The sequence below is a fragment of the Spiribacter pallidus genome (assembly GCF_040838495.1).
Lineage (GTDB): Bacteria > Pseudomonadota > Gammaproteobacteria > Nitrococcales > Nitrococcaceae > Spiribacter > Spiribacter pallidus.
Genome location: NZ_JBAKFM010000004.1, coordinates 240,149 through 256,605 on the forward strand (window position 1 = coordinate 240,149; position 16,457 = coordinate 256,605).

Consider the following 16,457-nt stretch of genomic DNA (forward strand, 5'->3'; position numbering starts at 1 on the left):
GAGACCACGCAGAATGGCCCATCATATTGCCCTTATCCCTGGCGACGGCATTGGCAAGGAGGTCACCCCCGCCGGCGTGCGCTGCCTGGAGGCACTGGCCCGGCGCCCGGGACTGGATTTCGAATTCTCCGAGTTTCCCTACTCCTGCGAGTACTACGCCCGCCATGGCCAGATGATGCCGGATGATGGCATCGAGACGTTGCGGCCCCACGATGCCATTCTGCTGGGGGCAGTGGGCTATCCCGGGGTGCCCGATCATGTCTCGCTATGGGGCCTGCTTTTGCCCATCCGTCGGGCATTTCAACAGTACGTCAACCTGCGCCCGGTGCGCCTATTGCGTGGCCTGACCTCGGCGCTGCGTGACCGCGGCCCCGAAGACATCAACTACCTGGTGGTGCGCGAGAACAACGAGGGCGAGTACTCCGACATCGGTGGCCGCCTCTACGACGGCCTACCCGAGGCAATGGCCATCCAGGCCAACGTCATCACCCGCAAGGGCAGCGAGCGAATACTCGACTACGCCTTCCGGACCGCGCAGGCCCGTCCCCGCAAGCAGCTGGCCTATGCCACCAAATCCAACGGCATCAAACACAGCATGCCCTTCTGGGACGAGCAGGTTGCCGCCATGGCCGAACGCTTCGACGATGTGAGTGTCGAGCAGTACCACGTCGACATCCTGGCGGCCAACTTTGTCACCCACCCGGACTGGTTCGACGTGGTGGTGGGCACCAACCTGTTCGGCGACATCCTCTCGGATCTCGGGCCGGCCACGGCGGGCGGCATCGGTGTTGCCCCCTCGGCCAACATCAACCCGGATCCGGCCGTGCCCTCAATGTTCGAGCCCGTCCACGGCTCGGCCCCGGATATCGCCGGAGAAGGTGTTGCCAACCCCATCGCCATGATCTGGTCGGTCGTCATGATGCTCGAAGACCTGGGCGAGCAGTCCGCCGCCGATGACCTGATGGGCGCCATGGAAAATGTCACCCATGAAGGGCGGGTCCTGACCCGCGACCTGGGCGGGACGGCATCGACCAACGCATTCACCGACCGGCTCCTCGCCGAGCTCAAGGGCTGAGTCAGCACAAGGCAGCGCCGCATGAAAATCACCGACATCCGCGAGGCCAGGGCCTCCATCGCCTCGCCCATCGCCAACGCCTACATCGACTTCAGCAAGATGGACGTCTCGGTAGTGGCGATCCACACCGATGTGATCCGCGACGGCGAGCCCGTCGTGGGCTATGGCTTCAACTCCAATGGCCGGTATGCCCAACAGGGCCTGCTGAGGGATCGCTTTATTCCGCGGCTGCGGGATGCAACGGCTGAGATGATCGTCGATGAAACCGGCGAGAACCTGGATCCATTCCGGATCTGGGAGATCCTCATGCAAAACGAAAAGCCCGGCGGCCATGGCGAGCGATCGGTGGCGGTGGGCGTACTCGATATGGCGGTCTGGGACATTGTCGCCAAAATCGAGGCACGCCCCCTGGCGCAGGTCCTGGCAGAGCGCTTTGGTGACGGCAGCACCGATGCGCGTGTCGCCGTCTATGCGGCCGGCGGATACTACTACCCCGATGACGACCTCGAGCGACTGCGAGAGGAAATGCGTGGGTATCTGACGCTTGGTTATACCGCCACCAAGATGAAAATCGGTGGCGTGCCGCTGGCGGACGACCTGCGGCGCATCGACGCCGCGCTCGAGGTGATCGAAAAGCCCGAGTGCCTCGCCGTGGACGCCAACGGGCGTTTTGACGAGGCCACGACACTCGCCTATGCCCGGGGGATGGAGCACTACGGGCTGCGTTGGTTTGAAGAAGCGGGCGACCCGCTCGACTACGAAATACAAAAAGCACTCGGCAAGGCGTACAGCGGGGCCACGGCGACCGGCGAGAATCTGTTTTCGCATCAGGACGTCCGAAACCTCATGCGCTATGCCGGCATGCGAGCCGATCGGGACATCCTGCAGATGGACCCGGTGCTCTCATATGGCCTGGTCGAATATCTGCGCATGCTCGATGAGCTGCGGGCCGCCGGCTTCTCGACGCGCAACTGCATCCCCCACGGGGGCCATCAATTTGCACTCAACATCGCTGCGGGGCTCAAGCTCGGCGGCAATGAAAGCTACCCCCGGGTGTTTGCACCGTTTGGTGGCTTTGCCGATAGCACACCCATCGAGGATGGCCAGGTTCGCATTCCCGACGTGCCGGGTATCGGCTTCGAGGACAAGGCGGCGCTCATGGATACGCTGCGGGCCCATCTCGACTGAGACCGACTGTCGTCTCGGACCATGATCAACGACACCCTTGGCAACCGCGGCATTGTCACCGCACCCCATCATCTGGCCGCCGACGCCGGCCGGGATGTGCTGCGCGACGGCGGAAGCGCCGTCGAGGCCATGGTCGCCGCCGCGGCGGTCATCGCCGTGGTCTACCCCCACATGAACGCCATCGGCGGCGATGGCTTCTGGCTGATCGCCGAACCCGGCCAACCCCCGACCGGGGTGGATGCCTGCGGACCGGCCGCGGCGGCAGCCACGCCGCAGTGGTATCGGCAGCGAGGGATGACCGAGATCCCCGCCCGGGGCGCCGCGGCGGCGCTGACCGTGCCGGGAACGATCGGCGGGTGGATCAAGGCACTCCAATCACCCGGTAGCGGCGCCGGGAGGCTGCCGCTCTGGCGACTGCTCGAGCCGGCGGTTGAGCTGGCCCGGCGGGGCGTGCCCGTCACCCGAGGCCAGGCCAACCTCACGCGGCAGAAACTCGAGGCCCTGGACGTCGCCCCCGGGTTTGCCGAGACGTTTCTTGGACAAACCGCTGCGGCAACCCATGCCGGCGCCTCGCTTGTGCAGCCCGGACTGGCGGATACCCTGGAACACCTGGGCCGGGCGGGGCTGGATGACTTCTATCGCGGCGATGTCGCAAAGACCATGGCCGATGACTTGCAGCGCCTTGGCAGTCCGCTGGTGTTCGAGGACCTGGCCGCGTTCCAGGCCCTCGAGGTCGACCCCTTGAGCCTGAAGATCGGCCATGCGCGGCTCTACAACATGCCACCGCCCACCCAGGGACTGGCCTCGCTGATGATTCTCGGTATCTTCGAGCGGCTTGGGGTGAACACAGGCGAGGGCTTTGCGCACGTCCATGGCCTGGTCGAGGCAACCAAACAAGCCTTTCGGGTGCGGGACGAGGTGGTAACCGATCCGCGCTGGATGTCCCGGCCCGCCGGAGAATGCCTGACAGCGAAGCGGCTCGATGCGGCGGCCAAGGCCATCGATCGCCAGACGGCGGCGCCCTGGCCGTATCCACCGGCGGATGGCGATACGGTCTGGATGGGGGCGGTGGATGCACAGGGCCGGTCGGTGAGCTTTATCCAGTCCATCTACTGGGAATACGGCAGCGGCGTTGTCCTGCCAGGCAGCGGTGTATTGATGCAAAACCGCGGGATGAGCTTTGGCCTCGACGCCAACCACCCCCAGGCGCTGGCCCCGGGACGGCGGCCCTTTCATACCCTCAACCCGGCGATGGCGATCTTTGACGATGGCCGGCGCATGCCCTACGGCACCATGGGCGGCGAGGGTCAGCCCCAGACCCAGGCGGCGATCTTCTCGCGCTACGCCTTCTATGAGATGCCGCTGCAACAGGCGATTTCGGCACCGCGCTGGCTGCTGGGGCGGACCTGGGGCGAGCGCACCACCAGCCTGAAGCTCGAATCGCGCCTGCCCGAGTCATTGATGACAGCTCTGCGGGATGCCGGCCACGAGGTCGAGACCCTGGGTGCATACGACAGCACCATGGGGCATGCCGGGGCCATCGTGGCCCATCCCGACGGCTACCAGGCCGGTGCCGCCGACCCCCGCAGTGATGGTCATGTTGCGGCGGTATAACCGCCATCAAGCCCACTAGCGCTGGCAGGCCGGGCAGTAGACGGTGGCCCGCTGTCCCAGCCGGATTGATTTCAATGCCCGTCCGCATTGATGACAGGCTTCGCCGGCGCGCCCATAGACCGCCAGGGTTTGCTGAAAATAACCCGGCAATCCATCGCTGCGGGCAAAATCACGCAACGTCGTGCCGCCTGCCTCAATGGCCTCGCCAAGCACGGCCTTGATGTCCGTGGCCAGCTGCGCATAACGCTGTTGCGAGACACGCCCGGCCGGGCGCGACGGATGGATGCCCGATCGATGGAGGGCCTCGGCCGCGTAGATGTTGCCGACCCCGACAACCACGTGGCTGTCCATGATCAGGTTCTTGACGGCAACCCGACGGCCCCGACTGATCCGCCAGAGATGACCGCCGTCGAAGGCATCGGACAATGGCTCCGGGCCCAGGCGCTCGAGCAGCGGATGTTCATCGGGTAGTGCCCCGGCCTCATGAAGGCTGCCGAAGCGACGCGGGTCGTTGAAGCGCAGCACCACCCCGCTGTCGAGCACAAAATCCACATGATCATGGGCTGCAACGGGTGTATTGAGCGCAACAACCCGCACATGCCCCGACATCCCCAGATGCAGCAGCAACGAGGCGTCGCCACTCAGCCGAAAGATCAGGTATTTACCGCGGCGCTCGAGGGCGGTGATGTCGCGGCCGGCAACCCGTCCGGCGACGCCGGGATCGACCGGCCAGCGCAGCCGATGATCGCGGATGCGTAGCCCATCCAGTCGCCGGCCGGTGGCATAGGGCAGCAAGCCCCGACGCGTGGTTTCGACCTCGGGCAGCTCAGGCACGGCGGCCTTGACCCGGGCATAAAAAAGCCCGCTCGAGGGCGGGCCTTGTGATCCGCGGTTCCATAGCCGGCACTTACTTGATCTTAGCTTCCTTGTAGATCACGTGCTTGCGAACCACCGGATCGTATTTCTTGAACTCCAGCTTGTGGGGCGTGTTACGGCGGTTTTTGTCCGTTGTGTAGAAATGCCCCGTGCCAGCGGACGAAACGAGCTTGATCTTGTCACGCATGATCTATCCCCTACACCTTTTCGCCGCGGCTGCGCAGATCGGTGACGACCTGCTCGATGCCAACCTTGTCGATAATCCGCATGCCTTTGCTCGAGACCCGCAGGCGGACCCAGCGGCTTTCGCTATCCAGCCAAAAACGATGGTAACGCAGGTTCGGCAAGAACCGACGCCGCGTCTTATTGTTGGCATGCGAGACATTGTTTCCGGTCATCGGCCGCTTGCCGGTGACCTGACAGACCTTGGCCATTGGGGCCTCCCGATATCCATGTACCGATGGCGCAGCGTGATTTGCGCTCAGGAAACCGCGTTTTATACCAGCCTCACCCCGGGGCTGCAAGCATCGAGGACAAAGAGATGGCCGGCCGCCGGGCCTGAGAGTCATCAGCGTCCGTGCTGCCATCCCAGCCGGTCCGGCGACCGACCGGCCTTCACTCAAGCACAACCGGGCAGGGTGGCATATCCCCCATATGCGGGGTATTGCCCGTGCTCGCCCGCGTTTTTCTTGTGGCCCCCCGGCAAAGCCCTTAACCTTTGCAGGTGAACATCGGCCCGAGCGGCCCCATGCCAAATGGACAATGCACCATGACCGATCTCGACCTCGCCGAAGCCAAGGCCAATATGGTGGAGCAACAGCTACGGACCTGGGAGGTGCTCAACGAGCGCATTCTCGACACCCTCGAGCGCGTCCCGCGCGAGCATTATGCACCGGCGAAGTACAGCAATCTGGCGTATGCCGATATGCAGATTCCGCTTGGCCACGGCCAAGTGATGCTCGAGCCCAAGGTGGAGGGCCGTCTGCTCCAGGCGCTTGACCCGCAGCCAACCGAGAAAACCCTCGAGATCGGGACCGGGGCGGGGTATCTCACTCACTGCCTGGCCCAGCTGAGCGCCCATGTCACCAGCGTTGAGCTGTTCCCGGATTTGCGCGAGCAGGCCGAGCACAATCTGCAAAGGGCCGGGGTCGATAACATCCATCTACACACCGGTGATGCGGCTCGGGGCTGGTCCGACGGCCGGCATTACGATGTGATCGCCGTGACCGCCTCGCTGCCGGAGATGCACCCGGGCTTTCACCAATCGTTGTCCATGGGCGGGCGGCTTTTCTTGATCGTCGGCCAGCCGCCGATCATGGAAGCCGTGCTCATCACCCGGGTCGGCGAAGACCAATGGGCAACCGAGAGCCTTTTCGACACCAGTGCCCCGGCGCTGGTTGGCGCTCCCGTCAGCCAGCCCTTTGATTTTTGATCTGTCGGCACCCACCGACCAACCTGACAGGATGCTCACCATGAGATGCCTCCGGTCCCTGGCAACAGTCGTGCCCGTCGCCTTTGCTGCCGGCATTGCAGCCAATACGGCCGCCGCCACCGATTTGATCTCGGTCTACGAACAGGCCCGCGAAAGCGACCCGGTTTTCCAGCAGGCCATTGCCGATCGCAAAGCCGTCGAAGAATCTCTGCCCCAGGCCCGGGCGGCGTTGCGACCGGAGGTCAACCTGGATACCACCGCCTCGTTCATCGACGCGCAGAGCAACCTCAGCGGACCCGAGGTCAGCGATGATTACCGGCAGCTGAGCTACGGTGTCACATTGACCCAGCCCATCTACCGCTATGCCACCGCCAGCGCCGTCGACCAGGCGGACGCTCGCGTGGCCCAGGCCCGAGCCCGCTATGCCGCCGCCGAGCAGGCACTGGCCCTGCGGGTGGCCGAGCGCTATTTTGCCGTGCTGGATGCCCGGGCCGGGCTTGAAGCCGCCCGGGCCAGCCTCGAGGCCATCAACCGCCAGCTCGAGCAGGCCGAGCAGCGCTTTGCCGTCGGCGTCATCCCCCGCACCGATGTTGAAGAGGCCCGCGCCCAGGCCGATCTGGCCGAGGCCGAGCGGCTCCAGGCCAAGGACCGCCTCGAGAACCAACGCGAGGCCCTGCGCGAGCTCATCGGCCGCAGCCCGGCGACCCTCGCCGCAGTGCGCGAAGGCATCCGCCTCGAGCCGCCCAAGCCGGCCGATCCCGGCACCTGGCGCCAGCGGGCCCGCAGCGGCAACAGCGAACTGGCCGCGGCACGCTTTGCCGCCGAGGCCGCCATGTCCAATATCGAGGTCCAACGGGGTGACCGGCGTCCGACCGTCGATCTGGTCGCCGGCTTCGACGGCATCGAGCAATACGATCGGCTGGGCAGCGACCGCGACTCGGATGAGTTAAGTGCCAGCCTGCAGCTTAATCTGCCGCTCTATCAGGGCGGTGGCACCAGCGCCGCCATCCGCCAGGCCCAGTTTCGCTACACCGAAGCCCGCGAGGCGCTTGAAGAGATCCGCCGGCGCGTAGCCAGCGATGCCGCCAATGCTTACCGCGGGGTATTAACCGCGCTGCGCCGTGTTGAAGCCCTCGACCAGGCCCGCACCTCAACCCAGGCAGCGCTGGATGCCACCCGCGCAGGCTTCGAGGTCGGCACCCGGACCATCGTGGATGTCCTCGATGCCGAGCGCGAGCGGTTCAACGCCGAGCGGGACTTTCAACAGGCGCGTCATGCCTATCTGCTCAACACCCTCGAACTGAAAGCCGCCGCCGGGGCGCTGGCGCTGGCGGATCTCGAGCAGATCGACGCCCTGCTCACCGACGAATCCTAAGGCAAAAGCGGCGCGACCCAGTCCATCGTCCGCTTGCAGGCGCCGCCGTGGGCGGCCGCCACCGATTGCGCGGCCTGTCCCATCCGCCGGGCGAGCGCCGGTTCGTTGAAAAGCGCGGTCAGTGCATCGGCAAGTTCATGGAGATCCATGACCCGGCGGCGCCCGCCCGCCTCGGCGAGGAGTTTATCCACCTCGACCACATTGCGCACATGGGGCCCCATCAGCACCGGCAGGCCAAGCAGCGCCGGCTCGAGCGGGTTGTGGCCGCCGACCGGGACCAGGCTCCCCCCCACAAAGGCCACATCGGCGGCGGCCAGAAAGACCGGCAACTCCCCCAGGGTATCGCCCACGAAAACCCGGGTGGTGGCACTAGGGTTCTCACCGCTGGATCGCGTCGTCCACTGCCAGTCCGCAGCCTGCGCTGCGGCTGACGGTGGCAAAGACACCCGATCGGGGTGCCGGGGCACGAGGATGAGCAAGGCCTGGGGGTGGGCCTGCAACAAACGCTCATGGGCGGTGAGGATGGGCGCGATCTCATCACTGCGGGCACTGGCCGCCACCCAGACGGGTCGTTTTTGCCCGAGCATCTCGCGCAGGCGATGGCCCGCTGCCACCTGTGCCTCATCCAGGGTCTGATCAAACTTCAGGTTGCCGGTTGTCCGGATACGTTGTGCCGGCACCCCCAGCGTTGCCAGACGCCGGGCGTCATCCGGGGACTGCGCTGCGACCCGCCGGACGCCGCCCAGAGCGGCGGGGATCAACGCCCCCAGGCGTTGGTAGCGGTGCAGGCTTGGTTCGCTGAGCCGGGCATTGACCAGCGCCACGGGGATTCCAGCCTTTTGTAACGCCAGCAATCGATTGGGCCAGAGCTCGAGCTCGACCATGACCGCTGCCACCGGCCTCAACGTGGATAAAAACCGCGCCACCACCCCGGGGCTGTCCAGCGGCGCCAGCGTGACGCCGGCCACGGGCAGGTCAAGCTGCTCGACGGTCTGTCGGCCGGTGGTGGTATTGGTGGTGAGATGGATGGATCGACCGGCGGCGGCCATCGCCCGCACCAGCGGGGCAACGGCCCGGACCTCGCCCACCGAGGCGGCGTGGACCCAGACCACCGGCCCGCCGCTCACCTCGCCGGGCCGCCCCAGCCGCTCGGCAAGCCCGGCGCGGCCGGCTTTATCCCGCTGACCCTGCCAGTACAGACGCGCCAACACCGCGGGCAGGGCCAGCCGACTGAGGGCCCGGTAGACAAGCGGTGTCATCACACCAGCCGCTCCGCCGGTGGCGTGTCCATCAGCGCATCCAGCCGATCGCAGACTGACTGAGTGGTAATCAACGACATGGCCTTTGGATCGCGGACCCGGCGGCCCCAGCGCAGGGCCTCGACGGGCCGGCCAAAGGCCTGTTCAACCGCCTGGGGATAGGCATTGACCACCCAATGGCGGCCAAGGACAGGGCCGGTACGCTGGGGGTTGGAAGTCGCGTACAGGCCGATGACCGGTGTCCCGGCCGCCACCGCCATGTGGACGGGCCCGGAATCCGGTGCCAATACCACGGTGGATTGCTGAATGAGGGCAAAGAGGGTTTTTAGATCGGTCTGTCCGGTGGCATTGATGACCGGCCTGGGCGAGAGCCTATCCTGCAGGGTCCGGCCATAGTGGTGATCGCGAGGATTGTCGGTGCCGGTGATCAACACCTGCATCCCGTGGTACTCGATGGCATGCCGGGCCACCTCTGCATAATGCGTCACCGGCCAGTCACGGTAATTGCGAAAGCGCTGCGAGCTACAGGGACTGATCAAAAGCGTCGGCGCTGCGGCATCACCCCGCCAGGCCCCGGCCCGAGCACTCGCCCATTCCGGCACCGGCACATCCCAGCGCATCTCGCGCTCGGCAATGCCCAACGCATTGGCAAAGCCGAAGAACCCGTCGATGACATGACCGCGCGGCTGGGCGGAGATGCGCTCGTTGATGAAAAACCCATGTCCATCCCGGGACCGGGACCGGTCAAAGCCGATGCGCCGGCGGGCATTGACAGCCCGTGAGGCCAGCCCCGCCCGCAAGGCCACCTGCATGAGCAAAAGCGCATCAAAATCGCGCCCTTTCAATTGCCGGCGCAGGCCACCGGCCCCCGATCGCTTGTCATGGGTGATAACCTCCACCCCATTCAGATCGCCCAGCAGGGCCGATTCGGCTCGGCCCATGACCCAGGTGATCTTGCTTTGCGGGCAAAACCGCTGAAGGGTACGCACCATGGGCACCAGATTGCAGCAATCCCCAATGGCCGAGAGGCGCATCAGGCAGATCCGTTGCGGCGCTGATTGGCTTGGCATGGTCGTCTGATGCCCCATTTGACCGTCCAACAACACGGAAATCGCTACTTTATCAGCCCCACCGCGGTGACGTCGGACCGGGTCGATGCGCTTGCCTTTGACCCCGACCAGCTGGCCGCCGCCGGGCGCATCGACGGCGAAGCCCAGGGGCGGTCGAAAGTGTGGTTTTTTCGCTGGCAGCAAACCCCCATGGCGCTTCGTCACTACCAGCGTGGCGGCCTGCCGGCGCGCTTTAGCCGCGACCGCTATCTGTGGCGCGGCATCGAAAACACCCGGGTGTGGCGCGAACTGCGAATCACCGATGCGCTGTATCGGCACGGACTGCCCGTGCCCCCGCCAGTGGCTGGCCGGGTGATCCGCCGGGGGCTTTTCTACACCGCTGATCTCATCACCCAGCGGCTCTCCGGCACCCGACCTTTGAGTGACCGGGTGCTGGCGAGAGACCCGGCGGGCGATGGCCTTTGGCAGGCCATCGGCAAGACGCTGCGCCGCTTTCACGATGCCGGCGCCGGCCATGCCGATTTGAACGTGCGCAACATCCTCATCGGCGAGGCCAACACCATCTGGTTGATCGACTGGGATCAGGGCCGGCTGAATGCCGATTTGGCCTTCCAGGCACGCAGCCTGCAACGCCTCTGGCGATCCATCCAGAAAGAGCCCGCCCTGGCCGCGGCGGCCGCCTCGGGCTGGCCGGCGTTGATGGCGGCCTATAAAGCGCCGCGCTGAATCCGCTCGACAAGCGCGCTGGTGGACTCACCTTCGACAAAATCCAGCACCCGCACCTCGCCACCGGCGGCGGTCACCGCCTCATACCCGGCAATGGCCTCGGGCGCATAGTCGCCGCCTTTGACCAGCACATCGGGCAGGATCTCGCCAATCAACGCCGCCGGGGTGTCTTCGGCAAACGGCACCACCCAGTCCACCGAGCCCAGCGCGGCGAGGACGCTCATACGCTGGGCAAGCGGCATGACGGGACGCGACTCGCCCTTCAATCGCCGCACCGAGGCATCATCATTCACTGCCACCACCAGCCGATCACCCAGCGCCCGGGCCTGGGCCAGGTAATGGACATGCCCGGCATGCAAAAGATCAAAGCAGCCGTTGGTCATGACGATCCGCTCACCGCGTGCCCGCACCGGCGCCAACAACGCCTTGAGCGCGTTGCGATCGACAATCTGCTCATCGGCCCGGGAGACACCGGCGGCGGCCTCCAGCTCGGAGATGGTGACCGAGGCGGTGCCGACCTTGGCCACCACCAGCGAAGCGGCCAGGTTGGCGACCGCCGTGGCATGGGCCAGATCCGAGCCGCTGGCAAGGACCGCCCCCAGCAGGGCGATCACCGTATCGCCGGCGCCGGTGACATCGAAGACCTCGCGGGCATGGGCAGGCAGATGCAGCGCCGGGGCCTGCCGCCGCGCCAGGGTCATTCCGTCTTCGCCGCGGGTGATCAAAAGCCCCTCAAGGTCGAGGCCCTCGATCATGGGTCGAGCAGCCTCGGCCAGTGCCTCGCCTCCACCACTTGCCGACTCCGGGGGCGCCGGCGATGCGCCATGACCTGACCCGCGCCCCTGCATCTGCCAGAACTCCGGCAGATTGGGGGTTAAAAGCGTCGCACCGGCGTAGCGCTGCCAGTCCGTGCCTTTGGGATCCACCAGCACCGGCTTGCCCGCGGCACGGGCCTGGTGGATGAGTGCCGCCACCTGCGAGAGCGTCCCCTTGGCATAGTCCGAGACGATCACCACATCGGCGTGGGCCAGTGCCTCGTCATATCGGGGGCTCAGGCCGGCGGCCTCGGCCTCGGTAAAGGGCCGCTCAAAATCGAGCCGCATCAACTGCTGGCGCTGGCTCATCACCCGCAGCTTGCAGATCGTCGGGTGGGTCGCCACAAAAGCGAGCATCGGCACCACACCCCCGGCCCGCAGCTGCTCGGTGAGCAGGCGTCCGTGGTCGTCATCACCGGCAAGCCCCACCAGGTAGGTCTCAACCCCCAGCGCGGCCAGGTTCATGGCCACATTGGCCGCTCCACCCGGGCGAAGGTCCTCCTCATCCACCCGCATGACCGGCACCGGCGCCTCGGGCGAGATCCGCCCGGTCGGGCCCTGCCAGTAACGATCGAGCATGACATCGCCCACCACCAGCACGCGGGCGTTTTCAAGATCAGGGATTTCGAGCTGCATCGGACCCTCGGGCCATTGCTTTTGTGGAATAATGAAAGAAGTTTAGCAGCCCGCTATTGCCATCACGTGCCTCAGCCACCAGCAAGTGCCCCAACAAGTGCCCGACCCCCAGACCCGACCCGCCTATCACCCCCATAACACCGGCCAGTGGTTGATGATCGCGATGCTGTGGTTGATCGGCCGGTTGCCGCCACGGCTGGCCCTGGCCATCGGTGATGCCGCCGGCCGTCTTCTGCCGCGCCTCTCGCGCCGTCGCCGGGGGATTGCGCTTCGCAACATTCAGTTGTGCATGCCCGAGCTCGGCCCCGATGCGCGTGAGGCGCTGATGCGCGAAAACCTCCGGTACATGGGCCGGGCCGGTGCCGAGACCGCGCTCGCCTGGTTCGGGGGCGAGGCGGTGGATCGCATGCCCTGCCAGGTGCATGGGCTTGAGAACCTGGCCGCCGCGCAGCGCGATGGCCACCCGGTCATTCTGCTATCCGGCCATTTTCTCTGCGTAGAGCTGGCCGCTCGGCTGATCGGCCCACAACTGGACATGGCGGTGATCTACAAACCGCTGCGCAAAAAGCCGCTCATGGACCGGGCCATGCTTCGCAGCCGCCGGCGCACCCTGGTGGATGCCCTGTCGCGCAGTGACCTGCGCGGCATCGTGCGGACACTCAAGCACGGCACACCGGTGTGGTATGCCGGCGATCAGGATTATGGCGTGGCCAACAGCGTCTTTGTGCCGTTCATGGGCGTGCCGGCGGCCACCATCACCGGCCTCACCCGGCTGGCGCGACTCAGCAAGGCCCGTGTGGTGCCGCTTTTCTTCCATGCCAACGCCCGTGGCGATGGCTACGAGGTCACACTGGAACCGCCACTGGAAGGCTTCCCCACCGGTTCGGATACACTGGATGCGCAGTGGATGAACGCGGTGATCGAACGGGGCATTCGCGCGCATCCGGCGCAGTATCTGTGGGTGCATCGGCGCTTCAAGCACCCACCGCCCGGCGAGCGGCCGGCTTATCGCAACTCGCTGCAAAAGCACTACAACCGTGTGGAGGGCGCGCCATGGTGAAAACAGTAGACAACCCCCAGAGCATCCTGGTGATCGGGCCGGCCTGGGTCGGCGACATGGTCATGGCCCAGGCGCTTTTCAAAGCCCTGCGAGAACGTCACCCCGAGGTGGCCATCGATGTGGTCGCGCCCGACTGGAGCGGTCCATTGCTGGCGCGCATGCCCGAGGTCCGCGAGACCATCGGGCTGCCGGTCGCCCACGGTGAACTGGGGCTTCGCACCCGATGGCGCATCGCCCGCTCGCTGCGCCAGAAAGGCTACGACCAGGCCATCGTCCTGCCGCGGTCGGCCAAGGCGGCGTTGCTGCCCTGGTTTGCCGGTATCCCGGTGCGCACCGGTTACCGTGGCGAACACCGCTACGCGATCCTCAACGATATCCGGCCACTGGACGAGGAGGCGGTCTACCGCACCGTCGATCGTTATGTCGGACTGGCCCTGCCCCGGGGCGAGGCAATGATGCAGCCGCAGAACCGGTCGCGGACCGAGGCGGGGGACGATGCGGATCAGTCATCGGCCTCGACCGATCTGGTCCCGGTCAGCCGCGTCCCCAACCCCCGGCTGACGAGCACCCTCGAGCAGCAGGCAACCGCCATTCGGGCGCTGGGGCTGGACAAACCCCGTCAGCCCGCGGCCGACCAGCCCGGCGACCGGGGCATCCGGCCGCTGGCTCGCCAGGCCACCGACGAGGACAACACGGACAAACCGGTGCTGAGTCTCTGCCCCGGCGCCGAATATGGCCCCGCCAAGCGATGGCCGGCCGCCTACTTTGCCGCGCTGGCCCGTGCCTACCTGGATAAAGGCTGGCGGGTCTGGCTGATCGGCTCGCCCAACGACCAATCCATCGCCGCGCAGATCACCCAGCAGGCGCCCAGCGTCGAAGACCTGACCGGACAGACGGAGCTGGCACAGGCCATCGATCTGCTGGCCGCCAGCCGCGCGGTGGTCACCAACGACTCCGGGCTGATGCATGTCGCCGCGGCCACCGGCACGCCGCTGGTGGCGCTATACGGCTCATCGGATCCGCAATATACTCCACCGCTGAGCGATCAGGCCCGGATCCTGTACCGGGGCCTTTCCTGCAGTCCCTGTTTCGAGCGGGAGTGCCCGCTTGAGCATCTGGACTGTCTGCGGGGGATCACCCCGACGGAAGTCTCGGACGCGCTCACTCAGCTAGACACCGTAGCTCTTTAAGACGCACGTTCATCGATATGCAGAGTTCTCACTGGTAATGGCCGAAAATCCGAAAGTTCTCATCGCCGGCAATAAAGGTCATATCACCGAGACCCAAATGATTATTGGACTGCGGCGAAAAGGGCTTGACATTCATGCTGCCTACAATTCGGACTCGGAACAGCTAGCAACATTAGAGGCTGCCGGCATCCCTACGCGAGCGCTCAATTTAAAACGCGGCTTAGATGTCCCCAACATCCTACGCATACGTAGATGGATGAGGCACGAAGGCTTTAACATTCTTCATGGACTGTCAAACCAGGCTACGACGAATTTTCTCTGGGCAAGCTATGGACAAAAAAACAAAGTCATAGCGTATCGCGGTGCAACAGGCCACGTCTCCCGCTATGATCCCACGTGTTATCTGAAGTGGCTCAACCCGAATCTTGACAAAATCATTTGTGTCTCCAATGCGGTTTCGACGGATTTAGTCGAGAACGGCGTCCCGGCTCACAAAGTGATAACAATTTACAAGGGACACGACCTGTCCTGGTACACCGGTGACCACACAGCTACCGCTGGCCAAGAGATCCGCGAGTTATTCAACATCCCTGACAATGTCACAATCATTGGCATGATCGCTAACATGCGCCGCGTTAAAGGCGCTGATGTTCTGCTTCGCGCAATGAAGCATCTCCCACCCTCAGTCCACGCAGTGTTAATCGGTGAGGTCCGCGACCCACAAATAACAAATCTTGCGTCTACTCACGCACTGCGCGGCCGTGTGCATTTGACCGGGTACCGTGACGATGCCGCCTATCTCCTCCCGGCGCTTTACCTCAATGTGGCGCCCTCCCGAGGACGAGAAGGCCTCACTCGGGCCGTCATCGAAGGCATGGCTCAGGGTATCCCTGCGATCGTAACTGACGCTGGCGGTCTCCCAGAATTAATAACGAGTGGAGAGACCGGATTCGTTGTGCCTAAAGACGATCCTATCCAGCTCGCAGAAAAGATCGAGAAATTAGTTGAACACCCAGATTGGAGAGACCAAATGGCCCTCGCCTGCAAAAAAAGAGTTTTCTCTCATTTTAACGTCAATACCACAATATCGCAGACTGCGGCTTGCTACCACGCCGTCCTGAGTCAGTAACCACCCATGCGTCTCCCGAATTCTCAAATACATGTTATAAGTCTACAATGGGCCACGTACCGTCGTCATAAAACCAGCGCGCAGATGAATGCCGCCAATCTAGAATTTCAATATTTTAACGCAATCAGCGCAAATCAGCTGTCTGAGGAATATTGGAACGCCTTCAATGAAAAGAAATTCCTTCTTTGTAACGGACGTCGCCACCATATTAACGAGATTGCTTGTTTTTCAAGTCATCGAGAGCTTTGGCGTATTTGCGCATCTGGGAAAGAAAATTTTTTCATATTTGAAGATGACTTCGTATTCTTGGATCACCCAGCGGAGACTCTCACAAAAGTTGCTCAGCTTCCAGGGTCTTTCGGTTTCGTTCGACTTGAGGGCACAAGACCGAAACCCGCTAAACGCGTTCCCACCAATTCGGATTTAGAGGTCATCAGATACTATAAGGTGCCACAACGCACAACCGGCTATCGCCTCACGCCCAAAGCGGCAGAAAACCTATTAAGAAAAAGCCGATCTATGTATCTCCCAGTGGACGTCTTTATTCGGAATATCCACATCCACAAAGTCCAAATCTATGGCCTAAAAGACCCTGCTATAACGTACTCCACAAAAATCGTGACGAGCGAAATCGGTGATCGCGGCAATCTGCCCCGACCTAAATGGGCCAAAATAACCCGAGCTGCTTACCGAACACTTGGTGCTCTACGTAACGGACTGCAACAAATTTCGACGGCGATTACGATGCATGAAAAACGAAGCCGATCGGATCGATGCACTTAAAAGGGCGATTTCCACGTACCCACCGAGAAATTCGGTACGTCCTTTCGGCATCTCCCCCCGCCTCGCTCAACGAAGCACCAAAGCGTCGACTTTCAGGCTTAGTGAAGTGGACCCCGGTTTTCGGACCAGGTGAGAAGTAAAGATTCGGAGGCTATCCTCGGCCCATTGCAGAGGAGCCTTCACCATGACCCGAGGACGAGGCAAACGGCTCAGTCCGGACTTCAAGGCC

At 64.0% G+C, this 16,457-nt stretch carries 16 protein-coding genes; 10 read left to right on the forward strand and 6 right to left on the reverse strand.

Translation table 11 applies throughout. The features are described from left to right. Positions 1-13: 13 nt before the first annotated feature. The 3 genes from V6X73_RS09180 to V6X73_RS09190 are packed head-to-tail and all read left to right on the forward strand — an operon-like array spanning position 14 to position 3,877. Complete coding sequence (locus tag V6X73_RS09180) at positions 14-1,075, forward strand: tartrate dehydrogenase (protein ID WP_367959637.1); 1,062 nt, start codon at positions 14-16, stop codon at positions 1,073-1,075. A gap of 21 nt (positions 1,076-1,096) precedes the next feature. Continuing rightward, entirely contained in the window at positions 1,097-2,263 is a 1,167-nt protein-coding gene (locus V6X73_RS09185) for a mandelate racemase/muconate lactonizing enzyme family protein (RefSeq protein WP_367959638.1), read from the forward strand. Positions 2,264-2,284: 21 nt separating this feature from the next. Next, positions 2,285-3,877 carry a gamma-glutamyltransferase family protein gene (locus V6X73_RS09190; RefSeq protein ID WP_367959639.1) on the forward strand — a complete coding sequence of 531 codons (1,593 nt, stop codon included), beginning with the start codon at positions 2,285-2,287 and terminating at the stop codon, positions 3,875-3,877. A gap of 15 nt (positions 3,878-3,892) precedes the next feature. Here V6X73_RS09190 and mutM read toward each other — a convergent pair whose 3' ends face one another. From mutM to rpmB, 3 genes are all read right to left on the reverse strand, one after another. Next, positions 3,893-4,711, reverse strand: a complete 819-nt coding sequence (gene mutM, locus V6X73_RS09195; protein ID WP_367959640.1) for a bifunctional DNA-formamidopyrimidine glycosylase/DNA-(apurinic or apyrimidinic site) lyase — start codon at positions 4,709-4,711, stop codon at positions 3,893-3,895. A gap of 73 nt (positions 4,712-4,784) precedes the next feature. Further along, a complete protein-coding gene (gene rpmG, locus V6X73_RS09200; RefSeq protein WP_367959641.1) occupies positions 4,785-4,940 on the reverse strand; it encodes a 50S ribosomal protein L33 in 156 nt (51 codons plus the stop codon). Between the two features lie 10 nt (positions 4,941-4,950). Beyond that, complete coding sequence (gene rpmB / locus V6X73_RS09205; RefSeq protein WP_367959642.1) at positions 4,951-5,187, reverse strand: 50S ribosomal protein L28; 237 nt, start codon at positions 5,185-5,187, stop codon at positions 4,951-4,953. A gap of 335 nt (positions 5,188-5,522) precedes the next feature. Here rpmB and V6X73_RS09210 point away from each other — a divergent pair, with 335 nt between their 5' ends. After that, entirely contained in the window at positions 5,523-6,185 is a 663-nt protein-coding gene (locus V6X73_RS09210) for a protein-L-isoaspartate O-methyltransferase family protein (protein ID WP_367959644.1), read from the forward strand. 40 nt (positions 6,186-6,225) lie between these two features. Further along, positions 6,226-7,560, forward strand: a complete 1,335-nt coding sequence (locus V6X73_RS09215) for a TolC family outer membrane protein (RefSeq protein WP_367959646.1) — start codon at positions 6,226-6,228, stop codon at positions 7,558-7,560. Here V6X73_RS09215 and V6X73_RS09220 read toward each other — a convergent pair. Both V6X73_RS09220 and V6X73_RS09225 read right to left on the reverse strand, forming a co-directional pair. Next, on the reverse strand, positions 7,557-8,819 hold the full coding sequence (locus tag V6X73_RS09220; protein WP_367959647.1) for a 3-deoxy-D-manno-octulosonic acid transferase: 1,263 nt from the start codon (positions 8,817-8,819) through the stop codon (positions 7,557-7,559). The genes V6X73_RS09215 and V6X73_RS09220 overlap by 4 nt on opposite strands. Further along, entirely contained in the window at positions 8,819-9,889 is a 1,071-nt protein-coding gene (locus V6X73_RS09225) for a glycosyltransferase family 9 protein (protein ID WP_367959648.1), read from the reverse strand. Before V6X73_RS09225 ends, V6X73_RS09220 begins: the two co-directional genes overlap by 1 nt. A gap of 9 nt (positions 9,890-9,898) precedes the next feature. Here V6X73_RS09225 and V6X73_RS09230 point away from each other — a divergent pair, with 9 nt between their 5' ends. Then, positions 9,899-10,615 (forward strand): 3-deoxy-D-manno-octulosonic acid kinase, encoded by a 717-nt coding sequence (locus V6X73_RS09230; protein WP_367959649.1) that lies wholly within the window; start codon positions 9,899-9,901, stop codon positions 10,613-10,615. On the opposite strand, the gene hldE is transcribed toward V6X73_RS09230, so the two are convergent. Next, positions 10,597-12,066, reverse strand: coding sequence for a bifunctional D-glycero-beta-D-manno-heptose-7-phosphate kinase/D-glycero-beta-D-manno-heptose 1-phosphate adenylyltransferase HldE (hldE, locus tag V6X73_RS09235; protein ID WP_367959650.1), 1,470 nt, complete (start codon positions 12,064-12,066; stop codon positions 10,597-10,599). The genes V6X73_RS09230 and hldE overlap by 19 nt on opposite strands. A 97-nt stretch (positions 12,067-12,163) precedes the next feature. Between hldE and V6X73_RS09240 the strand changes: the two genes are divergently transcribed. The 4 genes from V6X73_RS09240 to V6X73_RS09255 are packed head-to-tail and all read left to right on the forward strand — an operon-like array spanning position 12,164 to position 16,228. Continuing rightward, positions 12,164-13,126, forward strand: a complete 963-nt coding sequence (locus V6X73_RS09240; RefSeq protein ID WP_367972989.1) for an LpxL/LpxP family acyltransferase — start codon at positions 12,164-12,166, stop codon at positions 13,124-13,126. Further along, on the forward strand, positions 13,120-14,316 hold the full coding sequence (gene waaF, locus V6X73_RS09245; protein ID WP_367959652.1) for a lipopolysaccharide heptosyltransferase II: 1,197 nt from the start codon (positions 13,120-13,122) through the stop codon (positions 14,314-14,316). Before V6X73_RS09240 ends, waaF begins: the two co-directional genes overlap by 7 nt. 37 nt (positions 14,317-14,353) lie before the next feature. After that, the gene (locus V6X73_RS09250; protein ID WP_367959653.1) at positions 14,354-15,445 is read left to right on the forward strand and encodes a glycosyltransferase; all 1,092 of its coding nucleotides are present in this window, start codon (positions 14,354-14,356) and stop codon (positions 15,443-15,445) included. 6 nt (positions 15,446-15,451) lie between these two features. Then, positions 15,452-16,228: a glycosyltransferase family 25 protein gene (locus V6X73_RS09255; protein WP_367959654.1), complete on the forward strand. Its 777-nt coding sequence runs from the start codon at positions 15,452-15,454 to the stop codon at positions 16,226-16,228. Positions 16,229-16,457 lie beyond the last annotated feature (229 nt).

What these genes read in the sequence shown, in the direction of transcription:
- rpmB (WP_367959642.1), bottom strand. Translation starts at nt 5,187, where the DNA reads ATGGCCAAGGTCTGTCAGGTCACCGGCAAGCGGCCGATGACCGGAAAC.
- rpmG (WP_367959641.1), bottom strand. Translation starts at nt 4,940, where the DNA reads ATGCGTGACAAGATCAAGCTCGTTTCGTCCGCTGGCACGGGGCATTTC.
- V6X73_RS09210 (WP_367959644.1), top strand. Translation starts at nt 5,523, where the DNA reads ATGACCGATCTCGACCTCGCCGAAGCCAAGGCCAATATGGTGGAGCAA.
- V6X73_RS09250 (WP_367959653.1), top strand. Translation starts at nt 14,354, where the DNA reads ATGGCCGAAAATCCGAAAGTTCTCATCGCCGGCAATAAAGGTCATATC.
- hldE (WP_367959650.1), bottom strand. Translation starts at nt 12,066, where the DNA reads ATGCAGCTCGAAATCCCTGATCTTGAAAACGCCCGCGTGCTGGTGGTG.
- V6X73_RS09255 (WP_367959654.1), top strand. Translation starts at nt 15,452, where the DNA reads ATGCGTCTCCCGAATTCTCAAATACATGTTATAAGTCTACAATGGGCC.
- V6X73_RS09230 (WP_367959649.1), top strand. Translation starts at nt 9,899, where the DNA reads ATGCCCCATTTGACCGTCCAACAACACGGAAATCGCTACTTTATCAGC.
- V6X73_RS09215 (WP_367959646.1), top strand. Translation starts at nt 6,226, where the DNA reads ATGAGATGCCTCCGGTCCCTGGCAACAGTCGTGCCCGTCGCCTTTGCT.
- V6X73_RS09180 (WP_367959637.1), top strand. Translation starts at nt 14, where the DNA reads ATGGCCCATCATATTGCCCTTATCCCTGGCGACGGCATTGGCAAGGAG.
- V6X73_RS09225 (WP_367959648.1), bottom strand. Translation starts at nt 9,889, where the DNA reads ATGCCAAGCCAATCAGCGCCGCAACGGATCTGCCTGATGCGCCTCTCG.
- V6X73_RS09190 (WP_367959639.1), top strand. Translation starts at nt 2,285, where the DNA reads ATGATCAACGACACCCTTGGCAACCGCGGCATTGTCACCGCACCCCAT.
- waaF (WP_367959652.1), top strand. Translation starts at nt 13,120, where the DNA reads ATGGTGAAAACAGTAGACAACCCCCAGAGCATCCTGGTGATCGGGCCG.
- V6X73_RS09185 (WP_367959638.1), top strand. Translation starts at nt 1,097, where the DNA reads ATGAAAATCACCGACATCCGCGAGGCCAGGGCCTCCATCGCCTCGCCC.
- V6X73_RS09220 (WP_367959647.1), bottom strand. Translation starts at nt 8,819, where the DNA reads ATGACACCGCTTGTCTACCGGGCCCTCAGTCGGCTGGCCCTGCCCGCG.